Here is a 14832-nt window from a genome sequence, read left to right on the forward strand (position 1 = left end):
CGGTTGAAAGTTCCTTGATCACCGGTGTTTATATATCTGGGGAATAAAAGGAACTAATGCTGACCCCCTAGGCTCGAAAGGCCAGTAGATATCTTCAATAAGGAGAAACACCCCATGCGCAAGACTTTAGCTATTTCCATGATGCTCGCCGCTGCCCTCGGCCTCGCTGCCTGCGATAAAAAATCCGAAGACAAAGCCCAAGATGCACAGTCGCATTCTGAGCAAGCTCAGAAAGACATGGCGAAAGCACAGGATAAAGTGAACGACGCTGCAAAAGAAAACGCCGATGCTGCCAAAGCTCAGGCTGATGCAAACGCTGAAAAAGCGAAAGAAGACGGTACCGCTACTCCAGTAGCACCTGCCAAGCCTTAATAGCCTGGCAAGTGCTGCGAAAGAAAGCCCGCTTACATAGCGGGCTTTTCTTTGCCTGCTGTTTAGTCGTGGGTCAAAAGTTGGACTAACCGGACGCCCTAGTTAAGACACTGCGTCTTTAGCCACTTCGGATGCCGGCGTATCGGTCGGGGTATAGACCATCACCTGCAGCACGTCGGAATGAAACTCCCGACGGTACAACACCACCACTACCCCACCGCTCATCAACATGAACAACCAGGGGCTGACAAACCAGGCGAGCATGGTCATGCCGAAATAATAAGCGCGCAGGCCAAAGTTGAATTGGTTGGCGGCCATGGAGATCACTCTGGCTGCTCGCAGCGCAAACGCTTTGCGCTCCTGCTCCGATACATGCCGCTCACCGATCATCGGCGCCGACCCCACCAGCACCGCGGCAAAGTTGTATTGGCGCATACACCAGCTGAAGGTGAAAAACGCGTAGACGAACACCAGCGCCAGGCACAGCAGCTTGATTTGCGACATGCCTTGAGACGCCTGCTGCACCATGGGTATGTCCGCCAGCAACGACACCGCCCGCTCGGACGCACCGAGCACGGTAAGAATGCCGGCGAGGATGATCAACGTGCTGGAGGCGAAGAACGAAGCGTTGCGCTCCAGGTTGCCGATCACGCTGGCGTCGGCGATGCGGTTGTCGCGCAGCAACATGCGGCGCATCCAGTCCTCACGATACAAATGCAGCACGCTGGCCAGGCAGGCGGTGTCACGGGCTTTCCAAGTGGCGTATCGGGTGTAACCCCCCCAGCACAGGACGAACCAGAGGGCGGCGAGCAGGTGGACCTGATGGGTTTCGATGAACGACATGCGGGGCCTTATACGCAGTGAATGGGGACGAACTCGGTTCAAATGTGGGCGCTGGCTTGCCTGCGATAGCAGTAGATCGGGTGATGCAGCAATCGCAGGCAAACGAGCTCCCACACTGACCGTGCTTCAACCTTAGAGGGGAGTAGTCTCACAGGCATAAAAAATGCCCCGTATCGATTGATACGGGGCATTTCGATGCCGCGTGAAACCGCTCTTTACGCGATGGCTTCGCTACGCTTGCCGAGCATGCGATCAACCACAAATGCAACGACCAGCGTCATCACCGACGGCACCAGCCATGCCAGGCCTTGCTCGCTCAGCGGCAGGTGCGCCAGCTGGGCAGGCAACCAATCAGCCAGGCCTGCGCCCTTAAGCGCATCGATGCAACCAAAGATGAACGACACCAGCATTACCGGGCCAACGATACGGCCCTGCTCCAACCAGAAGTCTTTGCAGAAGCTCAGGGCCACCAGCACGATGCACGGCGGGTAGATTGCGGTAAGCACCGGAATCGAGAAGGCGATTAGCTTGGTCAGGCCCAGGTTGGACACAAACAGCGAGAACAGCGCCAGGATCACTACCAGCGTCTTGTAGGACAGCGGCAGGATTTTGCTGAAGTACTCGGCACACGCGCAGGTCAGGCCCACAGCGGTGACCAGGCACGCCAGGGAGATCAACACGGCGAGGAAGCCGCTGCCCAGAGAGCCGAACGTGTGTTGCACGTATGCGTGCAGCACCGCCGCACCGTTGCTCGCACCGGCGGCCACGGCATGGCTGCCCGAGCCCAGGCGGAACAGGCTGACGTACACCAGCGCCAGGCCCACGCCGGCAATCAACCCGGCAATGATTGCGTAGCGGGTGATCAGCTGTGGGGATTCGACGCCACGGGAACGGATGGCATTGACGATGACGATCCCGAACACCAGCGCGCCCAGGGTATCCATGGTCAGGTAACCATTGATGAAGCCTTGGGAGAACGGTGCGGCCACGTATTCCGGTGTCGCCACGCCGACATCACCGGCCGGCAGGGCAAATGCAGCGATGCCCAGAATGGCCAGGGCGATGATTTTCAGTGGTGCCAGGAAGCGACCGACAGTGTCCAGCAGGCGGCCCGGGTACAGGGACACGAAGAACACCACCAGGAAATACACCGAGCTGTAGAGGAACAGCGCCAGCGGGCTTTCGCCAGTCAGCGGCGCCAGGCCCACTTCAAACGAAACGGTGGCGGTACGCGGGGTGGCGAACAGCGGCCCTACCGCCAGGTATGCCGCCGCCGCGAGCAGGCCGCCGGCGATCTTGCCGATCGGGCTGCTCAACGCGTCCATACCGCCGCCGACCTTGGCCAGGGCGATGACGGTGACCACCGGCAGACCGACCGCGGTGATCAGGAAGCCCAGCGCTGCCATCCAGACGTGAGGCCCGGACTGCAAACCAACGATAGGCGGGAAAATGATGTTGCCGGCGCCCACGAACAGGGCAAAAGTCATAAAGCCTAACGCCAGGATATCCTGGCTTTTCAACACTTTCATTTGAGGAAATACCACACTACTGAATCGGAATTTAGAGAGGGATTCCCTGTGGATGAGGGAACTGCTGCCGGTCCTTATGGGGACCGACCGGTCTGGCGCGCGGCTTCCTTTTGGGATGCGGACGCATAAAGAGGCGGCTAGAGTACAGAATTGGGCTGACAAACGCACTGTTGCGGGGCGAACTGTCCGATAAGCGACATCCAAATGTCGCGTTTTCATACTTAACGTTGTTAATACAGAACAATGTGGGAGCGGACTTGCTCGCGAATACGGTCTGTCAGTACCCAATTTCCCGACTGATCCTGCGCATTCGCGAGCAAGCCCGCTCGCACATTTTGATCTTCAACAATCTTTAGAACGCACAAAGGCCACCCGAAGGTGGCCTTTGTGTGGGTGAAGCGTCAGCTAAGCGCGAGGCTTACTTGACAGCCCAACCCGTCAGCTCAGCCAGGGCTTTGCCGATGTCTGCCAGCGAACGCACGGTTTTAACGCCTGCGTCTTGCAGTGCAGCGAATTTCTCGTCTGCAGTGCCTTTGCCGCCAGAGATGATTGCGCCAGCATGGCCCATGCGCTTGCCCGCAGGGGCAGTCACACCAGCGATGTAGGAAACAACCGGCTTGGTCACGTGTGCCTTGATGTAGGCAGCCGCTTCTTCTTCAGCCGAACCGCCGATCTCACCGATCATCACGATCGCTTCGGTCTTCGGGTCTTCCTGGAACAGCTTCAGGATGTCGATGAAGTTCGAGCCTGGGATCGGGTCACCGCCGATGCCGACGCAAGTCGACTGACCGAAACCGGCGTCAGTAGTTTGCTTCACAGCTTCGTAGGTCAGGGTGCCGGAACGCGAAACGATACCGACCTTGCCTGGCAAGTGAATGTGACCTGGCATGATGCCGATCTTGCATTCGCCTGGGGTGATCACGCCTGGGCAGTTAGGGCCGATCAGGACTACGCCCAGCTCGTCGCACTTAACTTTAGCGTCCAGCATGTCCAGGGTAGGAATGCCTTCGGTGATGCAAACGATCAGCTTGATGCCGCCGAATGCTGCTTCCAGGATGGAATCCTTGCAGAAAGGAGCTGGAACGTAGATCACGCTGGCGGTGGCGCCAGTGGCAGCTACAGCGTCTTTCACGGTGTTGAACACTGGCAGACCCAGGTGCTCGGTGCCGCCTTTGCCCGGCGTTACGCCGCCAACCATCTTGGTGCCGTATTCGATGGCTTGCTGGGTGTGGAAACTACCTTGCGAACCGGTAATACCCTGGCAGATAACTTTGGTGTCTTTATTGATCAGGACGCTCATTATTTGCCCTCCGCAGCTTTGACAACTTGTTGAGCAGCGTCGGTCAGGCTGGTAGCCGCGATGATGTTCAAACCGCTTTCTGCCAGTACTTTAGCGCCCAGTTCAGCGTTGTTACCTTCAAGGCGAACAACAACCGGGATTTTAACGCCGACTTCTTTCACTGCACCGATGATGCCTTCGGCAATCATGTCGCAACGAACGATGCCGCCGAAGATGTTAACCAATACTGCAGCGACGTTGGAGTCGGACAGGATGATCTTGAACGCTTCGGTCACGCGTTCTTTGGTAGCACCGCCGCCCACGTCGAGGAAGTTGGCTGGTTTGCCGCCATGCAGGTTGACGATGTCCATGGTACCCATGGCCAGGCCAGCACCGTTGACCATGCAACCGATGTTACCTTCCAGCGCTACGTAGTTCAGTTCGAACTTGGCAGCGTGCGCTTCGCGCGGATCGTCTTGCGACGGATCGTGGAAAGTCTTCAGCTTAGGCTGACGGTACATGGCGTTAGCGTCGATGTTGATCTTGGCGTCGAGGCAGTGCAGATCGCCGTCAGCCTTGATCACCAGCGGGTTCACTTCCAGCAGGGCGAGATCGTGATCCTGGAACAGTTTGGCCAGACCTACGAAGATCTTGGCGAACTGGGCAACTTGCTTGCCTTCCAGGCCCAGCTGGAAAGCCAGCTCGCGACCTTGGAATGGCTGAGCGCCAACCAGTGGATCGATAGTGGCTTTCAGAATTTTTTCTGGGGTTTCGTGAGCGATCTTCTCGATGTCCACGCCACCTTCGGTGGAAGCCATGAACACGATGCGACGGCTCGAACGGTCAACGACAGCGCCCAGGTACAGCTCTTTAGCGATATCAGTGCACGATTCAACCAGGATCTTGGTGACTGGTTGGCCATTGGCATCAGTCTGGTAAGTCACCAGACGCTTGCCCAGCCACTGCTGTGCGAAGGCCTTGGCGTCTTCTTTGCTGCGAACCAGCTTAACGCCGCCCGCTTTACCGCGACCACCAGCGTGGACCTGGGCTTTGACAACCCACTCGGTACCACCGATTTTGTCGCAAGCTTCTGCTGCTGCTTCCGGGGTGTCTACTGCGTAACCCTTGGATACTGGCAGGCCGTATTCAGCGAACAGCTGCTTACCCTGATACTCGTGAAGATTCATGCTTTTTACCGTCTTCGTTAGGTACTGCGCATTCGGCGCTGCGCTCATTATGAGTGCCGCGCCACCTGTGACTGCTGCTTGCACAACTTCCAGGGCTTAACGCCCGTAAAGCTGCGCAAGACTGCGTCCAGCGGATATTCCGCGGTGAGTCTTGCGCGCAAGGCTCACGACGGGCAACCGCCGTGGTTTCTTATTATCTCGCTTAGCGCTTCTTCTTGTTGGCGATGTGGATGGCGCCGCCATTCACAGCCAACGCGGCTTCATGCAACGCTTCGGACAGGGTCGGATGGGAGAAGACCATCATGCCCAGGTCCTCGGCGCTGGTGCCGAATTCCATACCGATCGCGCCTTGCTGAACCAGTTCTGCAGCGCTCGGGCCAATCACGTGGACGCCCAATACGCGGTCAGTCTTGGCATCAGCGATGACTTTGACAAAACCACCGGTGTCGTTGGCTGCCATGGCACGGCCAGAAGCGGCAAACGGGAAGGTGCCGACGTTAACTTCAACGCCTTCAGCTTTCAACTGCTGTTCGTTCTTGCCGACCCATGCAATTTCCGGGTGGGTGTAGATAACCGACGGGATCAGGTCGTAGTTCATCTGGGTTTTGTGACCCTTGATGCGCTCGACAACCATGATGCCTTCTTCGGAAGCCTTGTGCGCCAGCATCATGCCGCGCACCACGTCGCCGATGGCGTACACGCCAGGCACGGTGGTAGCGCAGTGATCGTCAACGTGGATGAAACCACGCTCGTCGATGTTCACGCCGCTGTCGGAAGCCAGCAAGTCGGTGGTCACTGGACGGCGACCAACGGCTACGATCAGCTTGTCGAAGGTGATGGTCTGCTCGCCTTCTTTATCGGTGTAGGTCACTACGACTTCTTCGCCGTTGACCTTGGAACCGGTAACACGGGCGCCCAGCTTGATGTCCAGACCTTGTTTGGTCAGGGTTTTCAGCGCTTCTTTGGACACCGCGGTGTCGGCAGCCAGCAGGAACGTGTCCAGGGCTTCCAGAACGGTGACTTCAGAACCCAGGCGGGACCATACCGAACCCAGCTCCAGACCGATGACGCCAGCGCCGATCACGCCCAGACGCTTTGGAACAGTTTGGAATTCCAGGGCGCCGGTCGAATCAACGATCACGTTCTGGTCAACTGGAGCCGGTGGAATGTCGATTGGACGCGAGCCTGGAGCCAGGATCACGTTCTCGGCTTCGATGACTTCTACCGAACCGTCCGGCTTGGTGATTTCAACTTTCTTGCCGGCCAGCAGTTTGCCGTGACCTTGCAGGGACGTAACGCCGTTGGCCTTGAACAGGGTGGCAACGCCGGAAGTCAGGCCTTTAACGATATTGGCTTTACGGCCGACCATTGCTGGCACGTCCATGGTCACGCCAGCATGGTTGATGCCGTGGATCGCGAAACCGCTCTGGGCTTCGTGGAATTTCCAGGAGCTGTCCAGCAGCGCCTTGGAAGGAATGCAACCTACGTTCAGGCAAGTACCGCCCAGCGCCAGTTTGCCTTCCTTGTCGGTGTATTTTTCGATGCAAGCAGTCGAGAGGCCCAGTTGTGCGGCCTTGATGGCGGCAACGTAGCCGCCAGGACCTGCACCAATCACTACAACGTCAAATTTCTGCGACATGAAAATAGTTCCTCTATTCAGCGACAAGCTTCAAGCGACAAGCCGCAAGCCAAGCTGCTTTTTCCTACAGCTTGTAGCTCGCAACTTGCCGCTGCGTCTTTAAATGTCCAGCAGCAGACGAGCCGGGTCTTCCAGCAGGTTCTTGATGGTCACCAGGAAAGTCACGGCTTCTTTACCATCGATCAGGCGGTGATCGTAAGACAGTGCCAGGTACATCATTGGGCGGATCACGACTTGGCCGTTGATGGCCATCGGACGCTGGATGATGTTGTGCATGCCCAGGATCGCAGCTTGTGGCGGGTTGACGATCGGGGTCGACATCATCGAACCGAAGGTACCACCGTTGGTGATGGTGAAGGTACCACCGGTCATCTCGTCGATGGTCAGCTTGCCGTCACGGGCTTTCTTGCCGAAGCCGGCGATGCCGCCTTCGATTTCAGCCAGGCTCATCAGTTCGGCGTTACGCAGAACCGGTACCACCAGGCCACGGTCGCTGGACACGGCAACGCCGATGTCTGCATAGCCGTGGTAAACGATGTCGCTGCCGTCGATCGAAGCGTTGACTGCCGGGAAGCGTTTCAGCGCTTCGGTGGCCGCTTTCACGAAGAACGACATGAAGCCCAGGCGCACGCCATTGTGGGACTTCTCGAACAGGTCCTTGTACTTCGAGCGCAGGGCCATGACTTCGGTCATGTCGACTTCGTTGAAGGTGGTCAGCATCGCCATGTTCGACTGTGCTTCGACCAGACGCTTGGCCACGGTGGCACGTACGCGAGTCATCGGTACACGCTTCTCGGTGCGGTCGCCAGCGGCGAACACAGGCGCAGCGGCAGCCGGGGCAGCAGCCTTGGCAGGTGCGGCAGCTGGAGCGTTTTTCTTGGCTTCAACTGCAGCCACCACGTCTTCCTTGGTGACACGGCCGTCTTTGCCGGTGCCCTTGATGGACGCCAGGTTGATGCCGTTCTCTTCAGCCAGCTGACGCGCAGCCGGTGCAGCGATTGGATCTTCGCCAGCAGCAGCCGGTGCAGCTGGAGCCGAAGCAGCCGGTGCAGCAGCAGCGGCTGGGGCAGCGGCTGGAGCAGGAGCAGCAGCGCCGCCCTCTTCAATCGAGCCCAGGATCTGGTTCGACAGAACGGTAGCGCCTTCTTCGGCAACGATTGCGCCCAGTACGCCGTCAGCCTCAGCCAACACTTCCAGAACGACTTTGTCGGTCTCGATGTCGACGATCAGGTCGTCACGCTTTACGGCGTCGCCTGGTTTCTTGTGCCAGGTGGCAACGGTGCCATCGGCAACCGATTCCGGGAATGACGGGGCTTTGATTTCGATAGCCATTATCTGTGGGTCCTTAAAATTCGGTTTCAGTCAGCGCGAAGGCGTTAAACAGTGAAAGCATCTTGCAGCAGTTTTTCCTGCTGCTCGGCGTGCATCGACGCATAACCACACGCAGGTGCAGCAGAAGCATCACGACCGGCATACTCAAGGCCAAGGCCTGTTTTGTGGTTACCGATGCTGCGACGCAAGTGATGCTGACTGCTGTACCACGCGCCCTGGTTCATCGGTTCTTCCTGACACCACACCACGTTGGTGAGGTTGGTGTAAGGCGCGATGGCCTCCATCAGGTCGTCTTCCGGGAACGGGTAAAGCTGCTCGATACGCACAATGGCGATGTCTTCGCGGCCTTCGGCACGGCGTTTTTCCAGCAAGTCGTAGTAAACCTTGCCGCTGCACAGGATCAGGCGAGTGACCTTGGCCGCGTCCAGGGTGTCGATTTCTGGAATCACGGTCTGGAACGAACCGTCGGCCAGATCTTCCAGGGTCGAGATGGCCAATTTGTGACGCAACAGCGATTTCGGGGTCAGCACTACCAGCGGCTTGCGCAGCGGGCGGATCACCTGGCGACGCAGCAAGTGGTAGATCTGGGCCGGAGTGGTCGGCACGCACACCTGGATGTTGTGCTCGGCGCACAGCTGCAGGTAACGCTCCAGACGGGCCGAAGAGTGCTCCGGACCCTGACCTTCATAACCGTGTGGCAGCAGCATGGTCAGACCGCACAGACGGCCCCACTTGTGCTCGCCGCTGGTGATGAACTGGTCGATAACCACCTGGGCACCGTTGGCGAAGTCGCCGAACTGGGCTTCCCAGATCACCAGCGCGTTTGGCGTGGTGGTCGAGTAACCGTATTCGAACGCCAGTACGGCTTCTTCGGACAGGAACGAATCGTACAGGTCGAAACGTGGCTGGCCTTCGTACAGGTTCTGCAACGGGATGTAGGTGCCCGCGTCTTTCTGGTTGTGCAATACCGCGTGGCGGTGCGAGAACGTACCGCGGCCGATGTCCTGGCCGGTCATGCGGATCGGGTGACCTTCGAACGCCAGGGTCGCGTACGCCATGGTTTCAGCGTAACCCCAGTTGATCGGCAGGCCGCCGGCTTGCATCTTCTGACGGTCTTCGTAGATCTTCGCAACCTGGCGCTGCACCACGAAGCCATCTGGAATTTCCAGCAGCTTGGCGGACAGTTCCTGCAGGGTTTTCAGATCGAACGAGGTGTCGTGACGCGCAGTCCAGGCGTGGCCCAGGTACGGACGCCAGTCAACGAACAACTCTTTGTTCGGCTCTTTAACCAGGCTTTTTACTACGTGCAGACCGTTGTCCAGCGCGTTGCGGTATTCATCGATCTTCGCCTGAACACGCGCGTCGTCAACCACACCGGCCTTGATCAGGCTTTCGGCGTACAGCTCACGGGTGGTGCGCTGCTTGGTGATTTGCTGGTACATCAACGGCTGGGTGCCGCTAGGCTCATCCGCTTCGTTGTGACCGCGACGACGGTAGCAGACCAGGTCGATCACCACGTCACGCTTGAACTGCATGCGGTAGTCGATGGCCAGTTGGGTCACGAACAGCACGGCTTCCGGATCATCACCATTCACATGGAGGATCGGCGCCTGGATCATCTTGGCAACGTCGGTGGCGTACTCGGTAGAGCGCGCGTCCAGCGGGTTGCTGATGGTGAAACCCACCTGGTTGTTGATGACGATGTGAACCGTACCGCCAGTCTTGAAGCCGCGCGTCTGCGACATCTGGAACGTTTCCAGAACCACGCCTTGACCGGCGAATGCCGCGTCACCGTGGATGGAAATCGGCAGAACCTTTTCACCGGTGGAATCGTTGCGACGATCCTGGCGAGCACGTACCGAACCCTCGACCACTGGAGAAACGATTTCCAGGTGGGATGGGTTGAAGGCCATGGCCAGGTGAACTTCACCGCCGGTGGTCATCACGTTGGACGAGAAGCCCTGGTGGTATTTAACGTCACCGGAACCCAGCTCGACCTTCTTCTTGCCTTCGAACTCGTCGAACAGCTCGCGCGGGTTCTTGCCGAAGGTGTTAACCAACACGTTCAGGCGACCACGGTGAGCCATGCCGATCACGATTTCCTTGGTGCCGTAGGAACCGGAACGCTGGATCAGCTCATCGAGCATTGGAATCAGGCTTTCGCCGCCTTCCAGGCCGAAACGTTTGGTGCCCGGGTATTTGGTACCCAGGTATTTCTCGAGGCCTTCGGCTGCGGTCACGCGCTCCAGCAAGTGGCTGCGTACGTCGGCAGACAAAACCGGACGGCCACGCACACCTTCCAGACGATGCTGGAACCAGTGGCGCTGCTCGGAATCGGTGATGTGCGTAAATTCAGCGCCGATGGTGCGGCAATATGTCTGCTGCAACGCTTCGTGAATTTCGCGTAGGCTCGCTTCCTCTTTGCCGATGAACAGGTCGCCGGCACGGAAGGTCGTATCAAGATCGGCATTGGTCAAGCCGTAATGATTGATCGACAGGTCAGCAGGTGCAGGACGCTGCCAGAGCCCCAGCGGGTCAAGCTGGGCCGCCTGGTGGCCACGCATCCGGTAAGCCTGGATCAGTCGCAGTACTTCAACTTGCTTCTTCTCGTGCTCGCTGCTCACGCTCCCGGCGGAAACCGGCTGAGCGCGGCGCTGGTTCTTTGCCAGCAGCACAAACTGATCGCGAATTGTTGCGTGCGATACATCGGTGGCAGCGTTGCCGTCTGAAGACAACGTCTGAAATTTGGTGCGCCATTCTTCTGGCACAGCGTTAGGGTCGTGCAGGTAGAGCTCATAAAGCTCTTCCACATAGGCAGCGTTACCACCTGAAAGATAGCCGCTGTTCCACATGCGCTGCATCACGCTTTCTTGCATGCTTGGTCACCCTCGATTTGGGGACACCACCGGCGAAAACACCGAGTTTGCTTGCAAAAGGCCAAGTGCAGCGACCAAAACAAGCCACTTAGGATCACGCTGATAGTTCGGGTACCAACCCGAATGCCCCTGCTTGTCTCATTTCTTCAAAATAAGAGCCGCGGCTTTGTAAGTCGCTGCTCAAGTTAAAACTACGGCGCCGGTTGAAGCCTGCGCCGTAGCATTTACGGGCACAACGGTCCTGCTTTGTTACAACGTCGGTTACACGCCGCTTTGCAGCAGCATGTTACGGATGTGACCAATGGCCTTAGTCGGGTTCAGGCCTTTGGGACATACGTTGACGCAGTTCATGATCCCGCGGCAGCGGAATACGCTGAACGGGTCATCCAGTGAAGCCAGACGCTCGGACGTCTTGGTGTCACGGCTGTCTGCCAGGAAGCGATACGCTTGCAGCAGGGCAGCTGGACCCAGGAACTTGTCCGGGTTCCACCAGAAGGACGGGCACGAAGTCGAGCAGCAAGCGCACAGGATGCACTCGTACAGACCGTCGAGCTTTTCACGCTCTTCCGGGGATTGCAGACGCTCGATGGCCGGAGCCGGCGTGTCGTTCTGCAGGAACGGCTTAACTTTCTCGTATTGCTTGTAGAAGATGCTCATATCGACGACCAGGTCACGGATAACCGGCAAACCTGGCAGAGGACGAACGATCAGCTTGTTGCCTTTCACGACGGCAGACAGCGGCGTGATGCACGCCAGGCCGTTTTTGCCGTTGATGTTCATGCCGTCGGAACCGCACACACCTTCACGGCAAGAGCGACGATAGGAGAAACCCTCGTCCTGCTCTTTGATCAGGGCCAGTACGTCCAGCACCATCAGGTCTTTACCACCGGTATCAACCTGGAATTCCTGCATGAACGGCGCAGCGTCCTGATCAGGGTTGTAGCGATAAACACTGACTTTCAACATGGCAGCCACCCTTAGTAAGTCCGAATCTTCGGTTCAAACGTCGGAACCGTTTTCGGCGAGAAGTTCACGGCACGCTTGGTCACGCGCTTGTCACCCGGGAAGTACAGGGTGTGGCACAACCAGTTCTCGTCGTCGCGGTCTTCAAAGTCTTCACGAGCGTGAGCACCACGGGATTCCTTACGAACCTCGGCGGCGATCGCAGTCGCTTCAGCCACTTCCAACAGGTTTTGCAGCTCAAGGGCTTCGATACGAGCGGTGTTGAACGCCTGGCTCTTATCGTTGATCTTGACGTTGGCGATGCGCTTGCGCAGATCGGCCAGCTGGGCAATACCCTTCTGCATGTATTCGCCGGTACGGAATACACCGAAGTAGTTCTGCATGCAGTTTTGCAGCTCGCGACGCAGGGTTGCCACGTCTTCGCCATCGGTACGCTCGTTCAGAGCGTTCAGACGCGCCAGGGCAGTTTCGATGTTGGCGTCGGTCGCGTCATCGTATTCGATGCCGTCGGTCAATGCCTTCTCGAGGTGCAGGCCGGCAGCACGACCGAATACCACCAGGTCGAGCAGCGAGTTGCCGCCCAGGCGGTTGGCGCCGTGAACCGATACGCACGCCACTTCGCCTACCGCGAACAGGCCGTGAATGATCTCGTCCACGCCGTCGGCGTTCTGAGTGATCGCCTGACCATGAATGTTGGTCGGCACGCCGCCCATCATGTAGTGGCAAGTCGGAACAACCGGAACCGGAGCAACCACCGGGTCAACGTGAGCAAAGGTCTTGGACAGCTCACAGATACCCGGCAGGCGGCTGTGCAGTACTTCTTCGCCCAGGTGATCGAGCTTGAGCAGTACGTGGTCGCCATTAGGGCCACAGCCGTTACCGGCAATGATTTCCTTGACCATCGAACGGGCTACAACGTCACGACCGGCAAGGTCTTTCGCGTTCGGAGCATAACGCTCCATGAAGCGCTCGCCGTTCTTGTTGATCAGGTAGCCACCTTCACCACGGCAACCTTCAGTTACCAGTACGCCGGCGCCGGCAATGCCGGTTGGGTGGAACTGCCACATTTCGATGTCTTGCACCGGTACGCCTGCACGCAGTGCCATGCCAACGCCGTCACCGGTGTTGATCAGGGCATTGGTGGTCGATGCGTAGATACGGCCTGCACCGCCAGTCGCCAGAACGGTAGCCTTGGCGCGGATGTAGGAGGTTTCACCGGTTTCGATGCAGATGGCGATCACACCGACGAATGCGCCGTCAGCGTTTTTCACCAGGTCAACCGCGTAGTACTCGTTCAGGAACGTGGTGCCGGCTTTCAGGTTGCCCTGATACAGGGTGTGCAGCAGCGCGTGACCGGTACGGTCGGACGCAGCACACGTACGGGCAGCCTGGCCGCCTTTACCGTAATCCTTCGACTGGCCGCCGAATGGACGCTGGTAGATACGACCCTGCTCGGTACGCGAGAACGGCAGACCCATGTGGTCCAGCTCGAACACGGCGGCCGGGCCTTCCTGACACATGTATTCGATAGCGTCCTGGTCACCGATGTAGTCGGAACCCTTGACGGTATCGTACATGTGCCAGCGCCAGTCATCGTTCGGGTCGGCGGACGCGATGGCGCAGGTGATGCCACCCTGGGCCGATACGGTGTGGGAACGCGTTGGGAACACTTTGGTGATCACAGCAGTCTTGTGACCGCCCTGGGCCAGCTGCAGCGCTGCGCGCATGCCAGCACCGCCGCCACCAATAATGATGGCGTCGAAGGAAATAGTTGGAATGTTAGCCATGAATCAGATACCCCAAAGAATCTGCACACCCCAGACGAAGTAAGCGAACATCGCGACGCCGCATACTGCCTGGAAGAGGAAACGGACTGCAGTCGCGGACTTGCCCAGCGCCATCGGCGTCAGGTAGTCAGTCGCGATGGTCCACATGCCGACCCAGGCGTGAGCGCCCAGAGCTACAAGTGCCAGCAGACTGAAGATTCGCATCGCATTGTGGGAAAACAGGCCGTGCCATTGCTCATAGCCAATGCCCGGGTTTGCGACGAGGTATCCGATCAGGAAAATGAAATAAGCCGCGAGAACGACCGCAGACACACGCTGCGCCATCCAGTCATAGAGGCCTGAACGCGAAAGGTTCGTAACGCTGGTTACCATATCCAAACTCCTGCCAGAACGATCAGCACCACGGAAATGGCGATGATGATTTTCGAGCCCAGGCGGCCGCCTTCCAGCGTCTCACCGATGCCCATATCCATGATCAAGTGGCGCACGCCGGCTACCAGATGATAAAGCAGAGCGGACAGGAGGCCCCATGCTACGAACTTGGCCAGCGGGCTGGTCAAGCATGCCTTCACCTCGGCAAAACCTTCCTCGGAACCCAGGGATTTGCTCAATGCATAAAGCATGATGCCCAAGCCCAGGAACAGGATGATGCCGGAAACACGGTGCAGGAACGACGTAACGCCGGTGATGGGGAGTTTGATGGTCCTTAGGTCTAGGTTTACAGGTCGTTGGCTATTCACGGCTTTTTTTCACACTGAAGAGCCCCTAACAATCAGGGCAAAGTTGTTGGGGAGTGCACTGGTCAGGTAAGCACCACCCAGGGAGTGCGACCCCCAATGAAAGCAAGCCCAAAAGCCCTTGGCGGTCGGTGGCCGAGTATAGACAGTTAGGTTACTAATGACAACGCGCGCTCCTCACCCTAATAGCTGATTGCGCTGGCGGGATAAAAGGCGTAAATGGCAGTCAATTTCGACGAAAAAGTACGGTTAAAGCCTTCTGGAGCAAGACTTTAGGCAAATTGACAT

At 58.0% G+C, this 14832-nt stretch carries 12 protein-coding genes; 1 reads left to right on the forward strand and 11 read right to left on the reverse strand.

Features of this window, described 5'->3' with window-relative positions; translation table 11 throughout:
* Positions 1 to 114 precede the first annotated feature (114 nt).
* Positions 115 to 372, forward strand: coding sequence for a hypothetical protein (locus AACU78_RS15810; RefSeq protein WP_106576736.1), 258 nt, complete (start codon positions 115 to 117; stop codon positions 370 to 372).
* 102 nt (positions 373 to 474) lie between these two features.
* On the opposite strand, the gene AACU78_RS15815 is transcribed toward AACU78_RS15810, so the two are convergent.
* From AACU78_RS15815 to sdhC, 11 genes are all read right to left on the reverse strand, one after another.
* A complete protein-coding gene (locus AACU78_RS15815) occupies positions 475 to 1215 on the reverse strand; it encodes a DUF599 domain-containing protein (protein WP_106576737.1) in 741 nt (246 codons plus the stop codon).
* A 215-nt stretch (positions 1216 to 1430) separates the two neighbouring features.
* The gene (brnQ, locus tag AACU78_RS15820) at positions 1431 to 2744 is read right to left on the reverse strand and encodes a branched-chain amino acid transport system II carrier protein (RefSeq protein WP_106576738.1); all 1314 of its coding nucleotides are present in this window, start codon (positions 2742 to 2744) and stop codon (positions 1431 to 1433) included.
* 418 nt (positions 2745 to 3162) lie between these two features.
* A complete protein-coding gene (gene sucD / locus AACU78_RS15825; protein WP_003172813.1) occupies positions 3163 to 4044 on the reverse strand; it encodes a succinate--CoA ligase subunit alpha in 882 nt (293 codons plus the stop codon).
* Complete coding sequence (gene sucC / locus AACU78_RS15830) at positions 4044 to 5210, reverse strand: ADP-forming succinate--CoA ligase subunit beta (RefSeq protein WP_003233235.1); 1167 nt, start codon at positions 5208 to 5210, stop codon at positions 4044 to 4046. The genes sucD and sucC overlap by 1 nt, the downstream gene beginning before the upstream one ends.
* Positions 5211 to 5412: 202 nt before the next feature.
* A complete protein-coding gene (lpdA, locus tag AACU78_RS15835; RefSeq protein ID WP_106576739.1) occupies positions 5413 to 6849 on the reverse strand; it encodes a dihydrolipoyl dehydrogenase in 1437 nt (478 codons plus the stop codon).
* 99 nt (positions 6850 to 6948) lie between these two features.
* The gene (gene odhB, locus AACU78_RS15840) at positions 6949 to 8181 is read right to left on the reverse strand and encodes a 2-oxoglutarate dehydrogenase complex dihydrolipoyllysine-residue succinyltransferase (protein ID WP_106576740.1); all 1233 of its coding nucleotides are present in this window, start codon (positions 8179 to 8181) and stop codon (positions 6949 to 6951) included.
* A 44-nt stretch (positions 8182 to 8225) separates the two neighbouring features.
* On the reverse strand, positions 8226 to 11057 hold the full coding sequence (locus AACU78_RS15845; RefSeq protein WP_106576741.1) for a 2-oxoglutarate dehydrogenase E1 component: 2832 nt from the start codon (positions 11055 to 11057) through the stop codon (positions 8226 to 8228).
* A gap of 261 nt (positions 11058 to 11318) precedes the next feature.
* The gene (locus AACU78_RS15850; RefSeq protein ID WP_003172807.1) at positions 11319 to 12023 is read right to left on the reverse strand and encodes a succinate dehydrogenase iron-sulfur subunit; all 705 of its coding nucleotides are present in this window, start codon (positions 12021 to 12023) and stop codon (positions 11319 to 11321) included.
* A gap of 11 nt (positions 12024 to 12034) precedes the next feature.
* The gene (gene sdhA / locus AACU78_RS15855) at positions 12035 to 13807 is read right to left on the reverse strand and encodes a succinate dehydrogenase flavoprotein subunit (RefSeq protein WP_106576742.1); all 1773 of its coding nucleotides are present in this window, start codon (positions 13805 to 13807) and stop codon (positions 12035 to 12037) included.
* Between the two features lie 3 nt (positions 13808 to 13810).
* Positions 13811 to 14179 carry a succinate dehydrogenase, hydrophobic membrane anchor protein gene (gene sdhD / locus AACU78_RS15860; RefSeq protein WP_003172805.1) on the reverse strand — a complete coding sequence of 123 codons (369 nt, stop codon included), beginning with the start codon at positions 14177 to 14179 and terminating at the stop codon, positions 13811 to 13813.
* A complete protein-coding gene (sdhC, locus tag AACU78_RS15865; protein ID WP_106576743.1) occupies positions 14173 to 14547 on the reverse strand; it encodes a succinate dehydrogenase, cytochrome b556 subunit in 375 nt (124 codons plus the stop codon). Before sdhC ends, sdhD begins: the two co-directional genes overlap by 7 nt.
* Positions 14548 to 14832: the final 285 nt, after the last annotated feature.

Source organism: Pseudomonas sp. R9.37 (assembly GCF_963878885.1).
Taxonomy (GTDB): Bacteria; Pseudomonadota; Gammaproteobacteria; order Pseudomonadales; family Pseudomonadaceae; genus Aquipseudomonas.